Below are 13,465 nucleotides of genomic sequence, written 5' to 3'. Positions count from 1 at the left end.
AAAGTTGCCACTCGTTATGACCAAAGCAGGCGCGCGGGGCAAGGGCTCTGCGCGGGAATGGGAGGCTTGTGCACAAAGTGGTTCAAGTGCCAGCCCACAAGGGGTAAAAGACGCAGAACAGCCACCAAGCCGGAGCAAGCAGTCTGATGAGCGCCCCCAAACCTGTCGTATTGTGCATCCTTGACGGTTGGGGCCTCAGCGAGGTGCCGGAGGGCAACGCACCCCTGCTGGCCAAGACGCCGAATTTTGACCGGATCATGCAAGCGGGACCAAAGGCGCAGTTGATCACCCATGGCCCCGACGTAGGCTTACCGCGCGGGCAGATGGGCAATTCCGAGGTTGGCCACACCAATATCGGCGCGGGCCGGGTGGTGGCGATGGATCTGGGGCAGATCGATCTGGCCATCGAAGAAGGCAGCTTTGCCGAGAATGCGCGGCTGCGGGGTTTTATCGCCAAACTCAAGGAAACCGGCGGCACCGCGCATCTGATGGGCGTCGTCTCGGACGGGGGCGTGCATGGGCATCTGAGCCATATGATCGCCGCCGCCCGCGCGCTGGATGCGGCGGGACTGCCGGTGGTGATCCATGCGGTGACGGATGGGCGCGATGTGGCGCCGTCCTCTGCCCTTGGCTATTTCGAGACGTTGGAGGCGGCGCTGCCCGAAGGCGTCAGGATCGTCACTGTGACCGGGCGCTATTTCGCGATGGACCGCGACACTCGTTGGGACCGGGTGGGCAAGGCTTCGGGGGCAATTCTGCGCGGCGAAGGGCAGGCGTTTCCCGACGCCCGCGCAGCGGTGCAGGCCGCCTACGGGCGGGGTGAGACGGATGAGTTCTTTGCCGCCAGCGTGATCGACGGCTATGCGGGGGCGGCGACGGGCGACGGGCTCTTCTGCCTCAACTTCCGCGCCGACCGCGCGCGCGAGATCATGGCTGCCTTGGGCGATCCGGGGTTCGACGCCTATGACACCGGCCCGCGCCCCGATTGGGCGGCGCTGATGGGCATGGCGGAATATTCCAAAGACCACGCCGTCTATATGACGACGATGTATCCCAAGCCGGACATCAAAAACACGCTGGGGGATTGGGTGGCGCAGCAGGGGCTGCGGCAGTTCCGTTTGGCCGAGACCGAGAAATATCCCCATGTGACCTTTTTCCTCAATGGTGGCGTCGAAACCCCGGCGGAGGGTGAAGACCGCAACATGCCCAAGTCGCCCAATGTGGCGACCTATGACATGCAGCCTGAGATGTCCTGCGGCGAGGTGACGGATCAGTTCGTGCAGGCGATTGAAGCAGGTTATGACCTGATCGTGGTGAATTACGCCAACCCCGATATGGTCGGCCATACCGGCGACCTTGAGGCAGCGATTGCGGCTTGTGAGGCGGTGGACACGGGCCTTGGCCGGGTGCTCAAGGCGCTGGAAAAAGCGGGTGGCGCGATGATCGTCACGGCGGATCACGGCAATTGCGAGATGATGATCGACCCTGAGACCGGTGGCGCGCATACGGCGCATACGCTTAACCCTGTGCCGGTGGTGGCGGTGGGCGCGCCCGAAGGGGCCGCCTTGCGCGACGGGCGTCTGGCCGATCTGGCACCGACGGTGCTAGAGTTGATGGGCCTGCCGCAGCCCGAAGAAATGACCGGGAAAAGTCTGCTTTCATGAAACATCTGGCCGCGGCTGTTCTTTTTGCCTGCTTGCCCGCGATGGCACAGGCGCAGGCCCAAGAGGCCGCCGCGGAGGCACGCGCGGCCGCGACCGCGTTGGAGGCGGCAGGGGCGCGGCTCGACCAAGCCGATGGGGCGCGCGACCGGGTGCAGGCGCTGACCGAAACGATTCAGGCGTTTGAGGCGGGGCTTGCCGCGATGCGGGCAGGGCTGCGTCAGGCGGCGATCAACGAGGCACAGCTGAGCCGCAAGCTACAGGCGCGCGAGGGCGAGGTGGCGCAGTTCCTAGGCGTTTTGCAAAGCATCGGTGGTGATCCCTCACCCGTGGTGCTGCTGCACCCCGATGGCCCGATGGGCACTGCGCGTGCCGGGATGTTGCTGGCCGAATTGACGCCCGCGCTCAACGCCCGCGCCGATGCGCTGCGCCAAGACTACGAAGACATTAAAACCCTGCGTGCCTTGCAGACCGATGCGGCACAGCGGTTGCAAGAGGGGCTGACCGAAGTGCAGCGCGCCCGTACCGCGCTCAATCAGGCCATGGCCAACCGTACCGATCTGCCCACGCGCTTTACCGAAGACCCGGTGCGCACCGCGATCCTGATTGCCTCGACCGAGACATTGGATGGCTTTGCCAGTGGCCTGTCCGAAATCACCACCGGCGTGGAAGAACCGGCCCCGGTGAACCTTGATGGTCAGGTGGGCGAGCTGCCCTTGCCCGCCCAAGGTTTGGTGCTGCGCAAGGCAGGAGAGACGGATTCGGCTGGGGTCACACGGCCCGGCATGATCCTTGCCACCCGCCCCCGCGCCATTGTCACCAGCCCCGCGGCGTCGACGATCCGATACGTGGGTCCACTGCTTGATCTGGGCAATGTCGTGATCCTTGAGCCGCAGGTCGACACGCTGTTTGTGCTGGCGGGGCTAGATATCGTTTACGGCCAAGCCGGGCAGGTGATTGCCGGTGGCACGCCCATCGGGTTGATGGGCGGGCCGGAAAACGGCACAACTTCCCAGATGTCACCAAATGGTGAAGGCACTGGCACTGACCGGACGGAAACGCTCTATATAGAAGTCAGGCAAGACAACACACCTCAGGACCCGGCAGATTGGTTCCGCACCGACAAGGATGGATAGCAGATGAAGAAATTCGTGATGGCAGCCGTTGCAGGCACGGTCGCGGGGGTGGTGGCGACCACTCAGATCGCCGGACCGCTGCTGGCGCAAGAGGCCGAGAAGACGACAAATGTTTACGAACAGCTTGATCTTTTCGGTGATATTTTCGAACGCATCCGCGCGCAATATGTCGAAGATGTCGACCCCGGTGACCTGATCGAAGCCGCCATCAACGGTATGCTAACCTCGCTTGATCCGCATTCGTCCTACCTGTCGCCGAAAGACGCCGAAAAGATGCGCGAGCAGACGCGCGGCGAATTCGGGGGCTTGGGCATCGAGGTCACCCAAGAAGAGGGTTTCGTCAAAGTCGTTTCGCCCATTGATGGCACCCCTGCTGCTGAGGCCGGGATTGAGGCGGGCGATTTCATCACCCATGTCGATGGTGAAAGTCTATTGGGTCTTGGCCTCGACGACGCGGTCGAGATGATGCGCGGGCCGGTGGGGTCAGAGATCCTCATTACCGTGGTCCGCGAAGGGGAGCCTGAGCCCTTCGACGTTTCCATCGTGCGCGACACGATCCAGCTGACCGCCGTGCGCGCCCGGACCGTGGGCAACACCGCCGTTCTGCGTCTGACGACGTTCAACGAACAGACCTATCCCAAGATGAAAGAAGGTCTGGAGCAGCAGATCGAAGACGCGGGCGGCATCGAGAATATTAACGGCATCGTCATTGATATGCGCAACAACCCCGGCGGCTTGCTCAATCAGGCGATTGCCGTGTCGGATGCCTTCCTCGAAGAAGGGGAAATCGTCAGCACCCGTGGCCGCGACATCGAAGATGGCGACCGGGTGAATGCCACGCCGGGCGATCTGGCGATGGGCAAACCCATTGTGGTGCTGATCAACGGCGGCTCTGCCTCGGCGTCGGAAATCGTCGCAGGTGCCTTGCAGGACCACCGCCGCGCCATCGTCATCGGCACTAAGAGTTTTGGCAAAGGGTCGGTTCAGACCGTCATGCCGCTGCGCGGCGACGGGGCCATGCGTCTGACCACGGCACGCTATTACACGCCTTCGGGCCGGTCGATCCAAGCGCTTGGCGTGTCGCCTGACATCGTTGTGGCCCAGCCCCCGGCCGCACCTGAGGCCGAGGAGGACGACGAGGCGTTGTCGGCACGCCCCCTCCGCTCTGAAGCCGATCTGCGCGGGCGGTTGAACAATGACAGCCTGACCGACGACCAGATCAAACAGATCGAAGACGACCGCGAGAAGGCCCGCAAGGCGGCTGAGCTGCGTGAAGAGGATTACCAACTGGCCTATGCCATCGACATCCTCAAGGGTCTGTCGGCTTTGGGCCCGAACGAGTAACGGGGTCTTCCCAGAAACGTAACAAGCCCCGCTGGCAGCAGCGGGGCTTTTTGTTAGTCAAGCTGGCCTGGCCATTCGTTGAGAAACGCATCGCGGGTTAGATTGCCCGGAGAGCCTTCCTTGCGTTGGGTTGCTTGGGTGAGGGTGACAAAAACCACCTGCCGATCCGCCTTTTCGGCCCAACCTAGATACCAGCCCCAACCGCGGGCATAGTCAAAGCTGCGGTTCGCACGTCGGGGAAAGGCAGCGCCTGTTTTGCCCTTGAACTGCCATCCGGCCACGTCTCGCCGCTCGACAATCGCGCGGGTTTTTTGCATGGCGGCAGGAGATACGGGCAGGGCGTCGCGCAGCAGCGCACGTAGAAAGACCGCTTGCTGGCGTGGGGAAACCTGTAGCGAAGAGGCAATCCAAGCGCGGTCTAATCCGTTGTAATGGCCCGCATCGCCGCTAAAATCCGCATTGCCATAGCCAAAGCGCCGCGCATAGTGCGCGAGTCTGTCAGCGCCCAACTCATGCGTCAGCCGGCGCGAGTACCACAACACGGAATGACGCAGCCAATCAGTGGGTGACGTGTCTTGCCGCCATGGCGCACCGCCCCAGTCGGGATCGCCTGTTCGGTAGCTGAAAACTGGGGTTTCGGCGTCGATCAGAAGCCCGGTATCATAGCCGATCACCGCCAGCGGCAATTTGAAGGTCGATGCCGGGGTGACGGGCCGATCACAGTCGCCCTCTTCCAGCAGGGTCGCGCCTGTGGGGGCGTCGATCAACAGCGTGCACAGTGTCTCGGCTGAGGCGGGCAAGGCCATGACGAAGGACAAAAGCAAAGAGCAGAATGCGCGCATGGGGCAGCCTTTCGCCGGGTTTGATAGCGGGGTTAATCCATCTCGCGGCAATGCCGCCGAAAGGCGCGTTTGAGCATGTCGAGTTCGGCGCGCAGCAGGTCCATCTCGGCCCGAATGTCATCGCCAAGCGCTTCATCCGCGATCAGGGTCACATGACCCAAGAGCGCCCCGCTGGTCTTTTCGGTGATAACGAGGGTCTGCACCCCATCGGCAATCGCCTCGGGTGGGAGGGCGAAGGAGAGGTGCCAGCGCCCCTCGGTCCCTTCGGGTTCCAGCGTTACCTCTGCCACCTCTTTGCCTTCATGCGTTACGCTGATTTGCGGGGCGTCGGTGCCGTTCCTGGCGGTCAGCACGCCGTGCCAGATGCCTTGGCGCAATACGGTTTTGGTCAGGTCAAAGTGGCTCATGACGGGGTCCTAGATCTGGGCGCGGGGGCGGCGCGAGAAAGTGAGGTCGCGCAGCACGACTTGGTTCATGTCCGGCCCCTCAAAGATCAGGTCGATCCATGCCGCCTCGATCCGCTTTTCGTTGAGCTTGCTATAGGCCAGATCAAATTCGACGCTGATGTTTTCCTGACCAACGGGCAGTTCGCGGACGATCTGTTCGGTGTTCGGACCATGGCGGATGTTGAGCCGGGCAAAGATCTCAAGCGGGTGTTCCAATTGCACGATCGTATCCATGCGGATCAGGTGGCGGCGTTTCAATCCGGTGATGGCGTCGGTGGGCAGGTTAATCACCAGCGACAGGAAAGACCCATCAAATTTGAAGACGTCGAGTTGCAGCCCATAGGGGGCCAAATCGGCCTCGCGCAGGTTGCGCGATTGGCGCAGGGTCAGTTCCGATTGCGCACAATCGTGGAACAGGGTCACTTCCTCGCCCAGTGTGGATTTGGTTTCGACCGACGACATCCCCGGCGTGGCAAGCGGGCCGCGCCAAAGTTCGGGCCGCCATGCCCAATCGGCGTTATGCGGTTTCGGAAAGCCGCTGGCGCCAATCGCGGGCAGGGCGAGGCGGTCTTCTGCGCGGTGAATCAGACGATCCAGTTGGGCGCGCAGCAGCCGGGCGCGGCTGCGTTGTCGGCGCAGGGTGGCAAGGTCGACCGTGGCAGCCTTGCGGGCCGCATCGGCCCAACGTTGCAGTGCGCGGGCATAGAGCTTGCTCTCCAGATAGCCGCTGGGGAAGTTGACCATGAACCTGCGCCTCTCGTTTTGATGCAGTCTATGCAAGGCGGGCATTTCGTTCAAATGAATAGCCCCCCGTGATTGTTTCCGGGGGCGGGCAGTGTTGCCAATTTGGAAACAACGGGCGGGTCAGCTGCCAGCGGCGGCAGCCTTCGCGCTTTTGCTGCGGCTTTGGTGGATCAGGTCTGCGACCAGTGCGCGGCCCTCTTCGGAAATGGCCCGGCTTTGCGGTGCGCCGTAGAGGGTGACGCTGGCGACATGGCCGCCGATCCGTGCCATGCCGCGCCAATGGCGGGGCGACATGCCCTCGGCGGGCACCGGCCCTTGGGCCACAAAGATCGTTGCGCCTTCAATGCTGCCGGCCTCTTGCAGCTGGCTCAAGCCAGTAGCCTCGGCGACCTGTTGCGGGGTGGGCAGAGGGGCCTCTGCCTCGGCCTCGATCAGCGCCAGCGTGAGGATGCCACGCGGCGCGGCGGTGACCACATCCGGCAGGCCAAGCGCATCGCAGCGCGCCATCAGGGCAAAGCGGCGTTTGAGGCTTTTGGGGTCGATGCAATAGCCCTGCGGGGGCACCACTTGCACCGCGCCCCCGGCCAGCGCCGTTTGCCGCAGGGGTTTGTCGGGCACGTCGGTGCTGCCGCCAAAGGAAAAACCCTGACCGCCTTCGCAGGCGGACAGGGTGAGCATAGCAAGTGCCGCAAGAGGGCGTTTAGAGGTCCATGTAATCATGGGTCTCGGCCTGAGCGCCCGGATGTGTCACGGCTCCAAGGTAGGTGGGGCCGACAAGCTTGGCATATTTCCACAGCGCGCCGCTTTGGTAGTTCGTCGCGCGGGGGCCAGCCCAGCCCTTGCGGCGCTCAGCCAGTTCATCATCGCTCAGATCGACGCTGATGCTGCCGGTGATGGCATCAAGGGTGATCATGTCGCCGTTTTTCAGCAGCGCAATTGGCCCGCCGTGCGCGGCCTCTGGCCCCACGTGACCCACGCAGAAACCACGGGTCGCACCCGAGAAACGACCGTCGGTGATCAGCGCCACCTTCTTGCCCATGCCTTGACCCGAAAGCGCGGCGGTGGTGGCCAGCATTTCACGCATGCCGGGGCCGCCTGCGGGGCCTTCGTTGCGGATGACGAAAACGTCGCCTTCGGAATAGGCGCGGTTTTGCACGGCTTCGAAAGCGTCTTGCTCGCATTCAAACACCAGTGCCGGGCCGGTGAAGACGATGTCGTCGTCCGACATGCCCGCGATTTTCACGATGGCACCTTCGGGGGCGAGGTTGCCTTTAAGGCCGACAACGCCGCCGGTTTTGCTGATCGGATTGGCGACCGAGTGGATTACCTTGCCGTCTGCTTCGCGGGTAACCTGATCGAGCACTTCGCCCATAGAGTAGCCGGTGGCAGTCATGCAGTCTTCGTGGATCAAGCCCGCTTTGCGCAACTCATTCATCACCACCGGCACGCCGCCCGCATCGTAAAGATCTTTGGCCACATAAGCGCCGCCCGGTTTCATATCGACGAAATAGGGTGTGTCGCGGAAGATCTCGCAGACGTCTTCGAGGTAGAATTCGATCCCCGCTTCATGGGCCATGGCGGGCAGGTGCAGACCGGCGTTGGTCGACCCACCGGTGCAGGCCACGATACGCGCTGCGTTTTCAAAGGCTTCGCGGGTGCAGATGTCGCGGGCGCGGATGTTCTTTTCGATCAGGTGCATCACTGCCGCGCCAGAGGCCTCGGCATAGGCGTCACGGCTCTCATAGGGGGCTGGCATGCCCGAAGAGTTCGGCAGCGCGAGGCCGATCGCTTCCGACACACAGGCCATGGTATTGGCGGTGAACTGGCCGCCGCAAGCACCCGCGGAAGGGCAAGCGACGCGCTCAAGCACGTCCAAAGCGGCCTGCGACATGGAGCCGTTCTGGAAGCGGCCCACGGCTTCGAACATGTCCTGCACGGTCAGGTCACGGCTGGCGAAATCCTCGGGCACATCGGCCCCGGCAGGCGCTTTGCCCGGCAGGATCGACCCGCCATAGAGGAAGACCGACGGCACGTTGAGCCGCAGCATGGCCATCATCATCCCCGGCAGCGACTTGTCACAGCCCGCCAGACCCACGATCGCGTCATAGCAATGGCCGCGCATGGTCAGCTCAACCGTGTCGGCAATCGCCTCACGCGAGGCCAGCGAGGAACGCATGCCCTCGTGGCCCATGGCGATGCCATCGGTGACGGTGATGGTGGTGAATTCGCGCGGGGTGCCCTGTTCGGAATGCACGCCCACTTTTACAGCCTGCGCCTGACGGTTCAGGGCGATGTTACAGGGGGCTGCTTCGTTCCAGCAGGTGGCGACGCCCACCAGCGGCTGGTGAATCTCTTCTTCGGTCATGCCCATGGCATAGTAGTAAGACCGGTGCGGCGCGCGGGCCGGGCCTTCGGTCACGTGGCGGCTGGGCAGCCGGGATTTGTCGAAGCGGGGCGTGGTGGACATCGGTGGGCTCCTTGAAACGTCTTGAATGGAATAGAGGGGCAGGGGCGGTGCTGCAAGGCTTTGGCGCGTATGAGGCGGGGGAACTGTTGTATCGCAGCGTGTTAGGGCATAGGTTCTGACCTTCTGACGCGGCTGGTTTGACCTGCCCGCAAGCGTGAAAGCCCGGCATATGCTCTGCAAGAACCACTCCCGATTTGAACGGCGCCTCTCATGACGTGGCGGCCCGATTACAGCGCCCATACGACCTTCGTCGCGCCCGCGCGGGCCTCATCGGCGCTTTGGCGGTTTTTCTTGGGGCTGTTCGTGGCGGTGGTGGCCTATGTCGCGCTGAACGAGCTTTACTTTCAAACGGTCTATGCGCTGGCAGGCACGGCGGCGGCATCGCTGCATGGCAACCTGCTTGAAGGGGCCACGCCGCAGGCGATGTATCTGCTGCTGTTCAGTTTCGGGACCATGGCAATGGCCGTCGGTGTGACTGTGCGGGTCGTACACCGGCGCAGCGCGAGCAGCTTGCTGGGCGTGCCGGGGCGGCTTTGGCCGAGTTTTCGCGCGGTGTCCCTTGCTATGCTGGCCCTTGGAGCGGTGCTGCTGATCTTGCCGCCGTGGGACATGGGCGGCGAACTGACGCCGAACCTGCCCTTGAGTCGCTGGCTGCTGCTCTTGCCCCTGTCGCTGCTGGCGGTGTTGGTGCAGGTCAGCGCCGAAGAGATCGTCTTTCGCGGCTATGTGCAGCAGCAACTGGCGGCACGGTTTCGCTCGCCGCTGATCTGGATGGTGCTGCCCTCGGCGCTTTTCGCGCTTGGTCACTACCTGCCCGCCGAAGCGGGGGAGAATGCGCTGATGGTGGCGCTCTGGGCTGGGGTCTTCGGCATCCTGATGGCCGACCTTACCGCGCGCTCCGGCTCGCTTGGGCCCGCCATCGCGGTGCATCTGTGGAACAATGTCTCGGCCATTCTCATTATCTCTCTGCCGGATGATCTTTCGGGGCTGGCGCTTTATCTGACGCCGTTTTCGATGGATGACGCGGCGGCGTTGCGGACTTGGTTGCCGGTGGATTTCGCGTTGATGCTGGTGTCGTGGCTCGCGGCAAGGCTGGCGATACGCCGCTGATTGCAATTTCCCCATGCGGGGATTATCTGGAACGGAACCACAGCAGAGGCCTGCCAATGAACTGGATCACAAACTACGTCCGTCCGCGTATCAACTCGATCTTCTCGCGCCGCGAGACGCCGGACAACCTGTGGACCAAGTGTAACGAATGCGGCACCATGCTGTTTCACCGCGAGTTGGCCGACAATCTGAACGTCTGCACCAACTGCGGCCATCACATGCACATCAGCCCGCGTGAGCGGTTCAAGGCGCTGTTCGACGGTGGCATCTTTACCGAGGTGAAGGTTCCTGCGCCCACGCCAGACCCGCTGCATTTCAAGGATCAGAAACGCTATCCCGACCGGATGAAGGCCGCGCAAAAGCAGACGGGCGAGCATGAAGCCATGCTCGTGGTCACGGGTGAGATTGGCCGCACGCCGATTGTGTCCTGTGCGCAGGACTTTTCGTTCATGGGCGGTTCCATGGGCATGTATGTGGGCAATGCGATCATTGCCGCTGCCGAAGAAGCCGTGAAGCTGAAACGCCCTCTGGTGCTGTTCTCCGCCGCTGGTGGCGCGCGGATGCAAGAAGGTATCCTGAGCCTAATGCAGATGCCGCGCACCACGGTCGCCGTGCAGATGCTGAAAGAGGCGGGCCTGCCCTATATCGTCGTGCTGACCCATCCCACCACCGGCGGCGTCACCGCGTCCTATGCGATGTTGGGCGACGTGCAGATTGCCGAGCCGAACGCGCTGATCTGCTTTGCCGGGCCGCGTGTGATTGAACAGACCATCCGTGAAAAACTGCCCGAGGGCTTTCAGCGGGCGGAATATCTGCTCGACCATGGGATGCTCGACCGGGTGACCAAACGGACCGAGATGCGTGATGAGTTGATCACCATCACCCGTATGCTGATGGGAATGACGCCTGCCGTACGCGGTGACCTGCCCGCGCCCGAAGAAGTGGAGGTGGCCGAGGCCGCCGCCGTCGTTCAGGTCTCAGCGGAGCTGCCCGCCGATACGCCTGAGAAGAAATGAGCACGCCTTCATCGGATGTCATCCTTGAACGGATGATGGCGCTGCACCCCAAGATCATCGATCTGACACTCGACCGGATGTGGCGGCTGCTCGACGCTTTGGGCAACCCTCAAAACGACCTGCCGCCAGTGATCCACATCGCGGGCACCAATGGCAAAGGGTCGACCCAAGCGATGATTCGCGCGGGGCTAGAGGCGGCGGGCAAAACGGTGCACGCCTATACCTCGCCCCATCTGGCGCGGTTTCATGAGCGTATCCGCGTTGCAGGGCAGTTGATCTCAGAGCCCGATCTGGCGGCCGTGTTGGATGAATGCCACGCCGCCAACGGTGGCGAAGAGATCACCTATTTCGAGATCACAACCTGCGCCGCCATCCTCGCTTTTTCGCGCAGCACAGCCGATTACACGCTGCTAGAGGTGGGTCTCGGCGGGCGCTTGGATGCGACAAATGTGATCGACCCGGCGCTGACCGTGATCACCCCGGTGTCGGTCGATCATCAGCAGTATTTGGGCGAAACGCTGGCCGAAATCGCGGGCGAGAAGGCTGGCATCATCAAGCGTCTTGTGCCCTGTGTGGTCGGCCCCCAGCAAGACCCCGCGCTTGAGGTGATCGAAGACCGCGCCGCGAAACTGGGCGCGCCGCTTTTGGCCTATGGCCAGCAATGGCATGTCGCGCCCGAAGCGGGGCGTATGGTGTATCAAGATGAACGCGGCTTGCTTGATCTGCCGCGCCCCAACCTGCCCGGTGACCATCAGATCGTGAACGCGGGGGCCGCACTGGCGGCGCTGCGACAGCTTGGTATCGATGCAGAGGCTTGCGAGGCTGCAGTGACGCAGGCGCAGTGGCCCGCGCGGATGCAGCGGCTGTCAGAGGGGCCGCTGGCCCGCATGGCGCCCGAGGGTGAGCTTTGGCTGGACGGCGGGCACAACCCCGCCGCAGGCGTGGCGCTGGCCGCGACGCTGGCTGCCCTGCCGAAACGCCCGACGCATCTAATTTGCGGCATGTTGAACACCAAGGATATCGCCGGATACTTGCGCCCCTTGGCGGCAGAGGCGGCAAGTCTGACCGCCGTGTCGATCCCCGGCGAGGCGGCGACCCTACCTGCCGAGGCAACGGCCAAAGCGGCGCGTGATGTCGGGTTCGAGACCGCCAAGGCCGAGAATGTCACCGCGGCGCTCAAGGCGATCATCGCCCGCGAACCCCGTGCGCGTGTGCTGATCTGCGGCTCGCTCTACCTTGCCGGTAGCGTGTTGCGTGAAAACGTCTAGTTAACCATATTTGGGTGTACCGCTGCTGCGAAGTGCAGATGTGGTGTATCTTGGTCTTAGGAAGTCTCCCCTTTCGAATTTGACCGAGGTGTCCCCATGCGCAATTTCAGCCAGTCCGCGCGTCACGATCAGGACGATGCACGGAAATATCAATTTATCTTCATGGCCATAGGTGTCGCCATTATCGCAGGCGGCCTGTGGTGGCTTTATGAAGTCGAGCGGCCTTACCACCCGATTTTGCAGGGCAATGACCTGCATATGCAGCCGGTCAGTGATTCCTGATTTGGCGGCAGGGGGCGGTCAGCGCCCCCAGTCTTCCCCCTGCATTTCGCGCAGTCGGGAGGCTGTGCGCTCGAACTCAAAGGTGCCTTCGCCCTCGAGATAGAGCATTTCCGGCGCGGCGGCGGCCGAGCAGATCAGCCGCACCTTGGCCTCATAAAGCGCGTCGATCAGCGTGACAAAGCGCTTGGCCTCGTTAAAGTTCGACCGGCCGAGGGTGGGGATGTTGTCCAGCAGGAGCACCCGCACGGCCTGCGCCAGCGCGAGGTAATCCGCGGCCCCCAAGGGCTGCCCGCAAAGCGCATGGAAACCGGCGCGGGCCATGCCGTTGTGAAAAGCCGGAATCACCACTTCGCGGCCCTTGACGTGGAGGGTCAGCGGTTCGCCCTGTGTGCCTGCCAGATCGTCCCAAACCGCATCCATCGCGGCCCGGCTCTCGGCGTTGACGGGGGTGAAATAGACCTGCGACCCGGCCAGTCGATTTTGGCGGTAATCGGTCGGGCTGGCGAGTTCATGGACCACCATCCGCTCTTTGATGAGGTCGATGAAGGGGACAAACACCTCGCGGTTGATGCCGTTTTTATACAGGTCATCGGGCAGGCGGTTGGAGGTGGTGACGACCACGACCCCGGCGGCAAAAAGCGCTTCGAACAGGCGGCCTACGATCATCGCGTCGGTGATGTCGGTGATCTGCATCTCGTCGAAAGCGAGCAGGCGCACGCTGTCGGCCACATCGCGGGCAACGGGCGCGATGGCGTCATCCACGCCGGTCTTGCGGACCTCATGCATGGCGTTGTGAATTTCCTGCATGAAGGCGTGGAAATGCACCCGGCGCGCGGGCACGTCGGGCAGATGTGCCACGAACATGTCCATCAGCATGGATTTGCCGCGCCCCACACCACCCCAGAGGTACAGCCCCTTGGGCGGTTCGGGCGCTTTGCGAAAGAAGCTTTTCTTCGGCGGGTGGGCCAGCGCATCGCGGATGCGGTCAAACTCCGCCATGACGGTTTCTTGGGCCGGGTCGGCCTGTAGCTTGCCCTCGGCGACAAGCCGGGCATAGGTTTCGCGCATATTGCTCATGGCGGGATAGATAGCGTGCTGGTGGGGGAGAGGAAAGGTGGTCTTGTGGAGAGGGCCAGCGCCTGCCCGTGG

General features: G+C 63.0%; 13 protein-coding genes. 7 read left to right on the top strand and 6 right to left on the bottom strand.

What is annotated here, in order from left to right; all coding sequences use genetic code 11:
* Positions 1 to 146 precede the first annotated feature (146 nt).
* The 3 genes from gpmI to J3456_RS07540 are packed head-to-tail and all read left to right on the top strand — an operon-like array spanning position 147 to position 4,141.
* Positions 147 to 1,664 (top strand): 2,3-bisphosphoglycerate-independent phosphoglycerate mutase, encoded by a 1,518-nt coding sequence (gene gpmI / locus J3456_RS07550; protein WP_349579593.1) that lies wholly within the window; start codon positions 147 to 149, stop codon positions 1,662 to 1,664.
* The gene (locus J3456_RS07545) at positions 1,661 to 2,797 is read left to right on the top strand and encodes a murein hydrolase activator EnvC family protein (protein WP_349579592.1); all 1,137 of its coding nucleotides are present in this window, start codon (positions 1,661 to 1,663) and stop codon (positions 2,795 to 2,797) included. Before gpmI ends, J3456_RS07545 begins: the two co-directional genes overlap by 4 nt.
* A gap of 3 nt (positions 2,798 to 2,800) precedes the next feature.
* Complete coding sequence (locus J3456_RS07540) at positions 2,801 to 4,141, top strand: S41 family peptidase (RefSeq protein WP_259946561.1); 1,341 nt, start codon at positions 2,801 to 2,803, stop codon at positions 4,139 to 4,141.
* 53 nt (positions 4,142 to 4,194) lie between these two features.
* Here the strand turns inward: J3456_RS07540 and blaOXA are convergent, their stop codons facing one another.
* From blaOXA to ilvD, 5 genes are all read right to left on the bottom strand, one after another.
* A complete protein-coding gene (gene blaOXA / locus J3456_RS07535) occupies positions 4,195 to 4,983 on the bottom strand; it encodes a class D beta-lactamase (RefSeq protein WP_349579591.1) in 789 nt (262 codons plus the stop codon).
* 32 nt (positions 4,984 to 5,015) lie between these two features.
* Positions 5,016 to 5,390, bottom strand: coding sequence for a hypothetical protein (locus J3456_RS07530; protein ID WP_349579590.1), 375 nt, complete (start codon positions 5,388 to 5,390; stop codon positions 5,016 to 5,018).
* A gap of 9 nt (positions 5,391 to 5,399) precedes the next feature.
* Entirely contained in the window at positions 5,400 to 6,173 is a 774-nt protein-coding gene (locus tag J3456_RS07525; protein ID WP_349579589.1) for a DUF6478 family protein, read from the bottom strand.
* A 120-nt stretch (positions 6,174 to 6,293) separates the two neighbouring features.
* A complete protein-coding gene (locus tag J3456_RS07520) occupies positions 6,294 to 6,851 on the bottom strand; it encodes a hypothetical protein (protein ID WP_349579588.1) in 558 nt (185 codons plus the stop codon).
* A gap of 22 nt (positions 6,852 to 6,873) precedes the next feature.
* A complete protein-coding gene (ilvD, locus tag J3456_RS07515) occupies positions 6,874 to 8,640 on the bottom strand; it encodes a dihydroxy-acid dehydratase (protein ID WP_349579587.1) in 1,767 nt (588 codons plus the stop codon).
* A gap of 210 nt (positions 8,641 to 8,850) precedes the next feature.
* Between ilvD and J3456_RS07510 the strand changes: the two genes are divergently transcribed.
* The 4 genes from J3456_RS07510 (at position 8,851) to J3456_RS07495 (ending at position 12,316) form a co-directional block, all read left to right on the top strand.
* Positions 8,851 to 9,750, top strand: a complete 900-nt coding sequence (locus tag J3456_RS07510) for a CPBP family intramembrane glutamic endopeptidase (RefSeq protein ID WP_349579586.1) — start codon at positions 8,851 to 8,853, stop codon at positions 9,748 to 9,750.
* Between the two features lie 56 nt (positions 9,751 to 9,806).
* Positions 9,807 to 10,766, top strand: coding sequence for an acetyl-CoA carboxylase, carboxyltransferase subunit beta (gene accD, locus J3456_RS07505; RefSeq protein ID WP_349579585.1), 960 nt, complete (start codon positions 9,807 to 9,809; stop codon positions 10,764 to 10,766).
* The gene (locus J3456_RS07500) at positions 10,763 to 12,034 is read left to right on the top strand and encodes a bifunctional folylpolyglutamate synthase/dihydrofolate synthase (RefSeq protein WP_349579584.1); all 1,272 of its coding nucleotides are present in this window, start codon (positions 10,763 to 10,765) and stop codon (positions 12,032 to 12,034) included. Before accD ends, J3456_RS07500 begins: the two co-directional genes overlap by 4 nt.
* Positions 12,035 to 12,130: 96 nt before the next feature.
* Positions 12,131 to 12,316 (top strand): hypothetical protein, encoded by a 186-nt coding sequence (locus J3456_RS07495; RefSeq protein WP_067629297.1) that lies wholly within the window; start codon positions 12,131 to 12,133, stop codon positions 12,314 to 12,316.
* A gap of 18 nt (positions 12,317 to 12,334) precedes the next feature.
* Here J3456_RS07495 and zapE read toward each other — a convergent pair whose 3' ends face one another.
* Positions 12,335 to 13,393 carry a cell division protein ZapE gene (zapE, locus tag J3456_RS07490; protein ID WP_349579583.1) on the bottom strand — a complete coding sequence of 353 codons (1,059 nt, stop codon included), beginning with the start codon at positions 13,391 to 13,393 and terminating at the stop codon, positions 12,335 to 12,337.
* Positions 13,394 to 13,465: the final 72 nt, after the last annotated feature.

The organism is Sulfitobacter sp. NFXS29 (genome assembly GCF_040148765.1).
Lineage (GTDB): Bacteria > Pseudomonadota > Alphaproteobacteria > Rhodobacterales > Rhodobacteraceae > Sulfitobacter.
The sequence above is the reverse complement of the archived record's forward strand: the minus strand, read 5'-3'. Positions and strand labels throughout refer to the sequence as shown.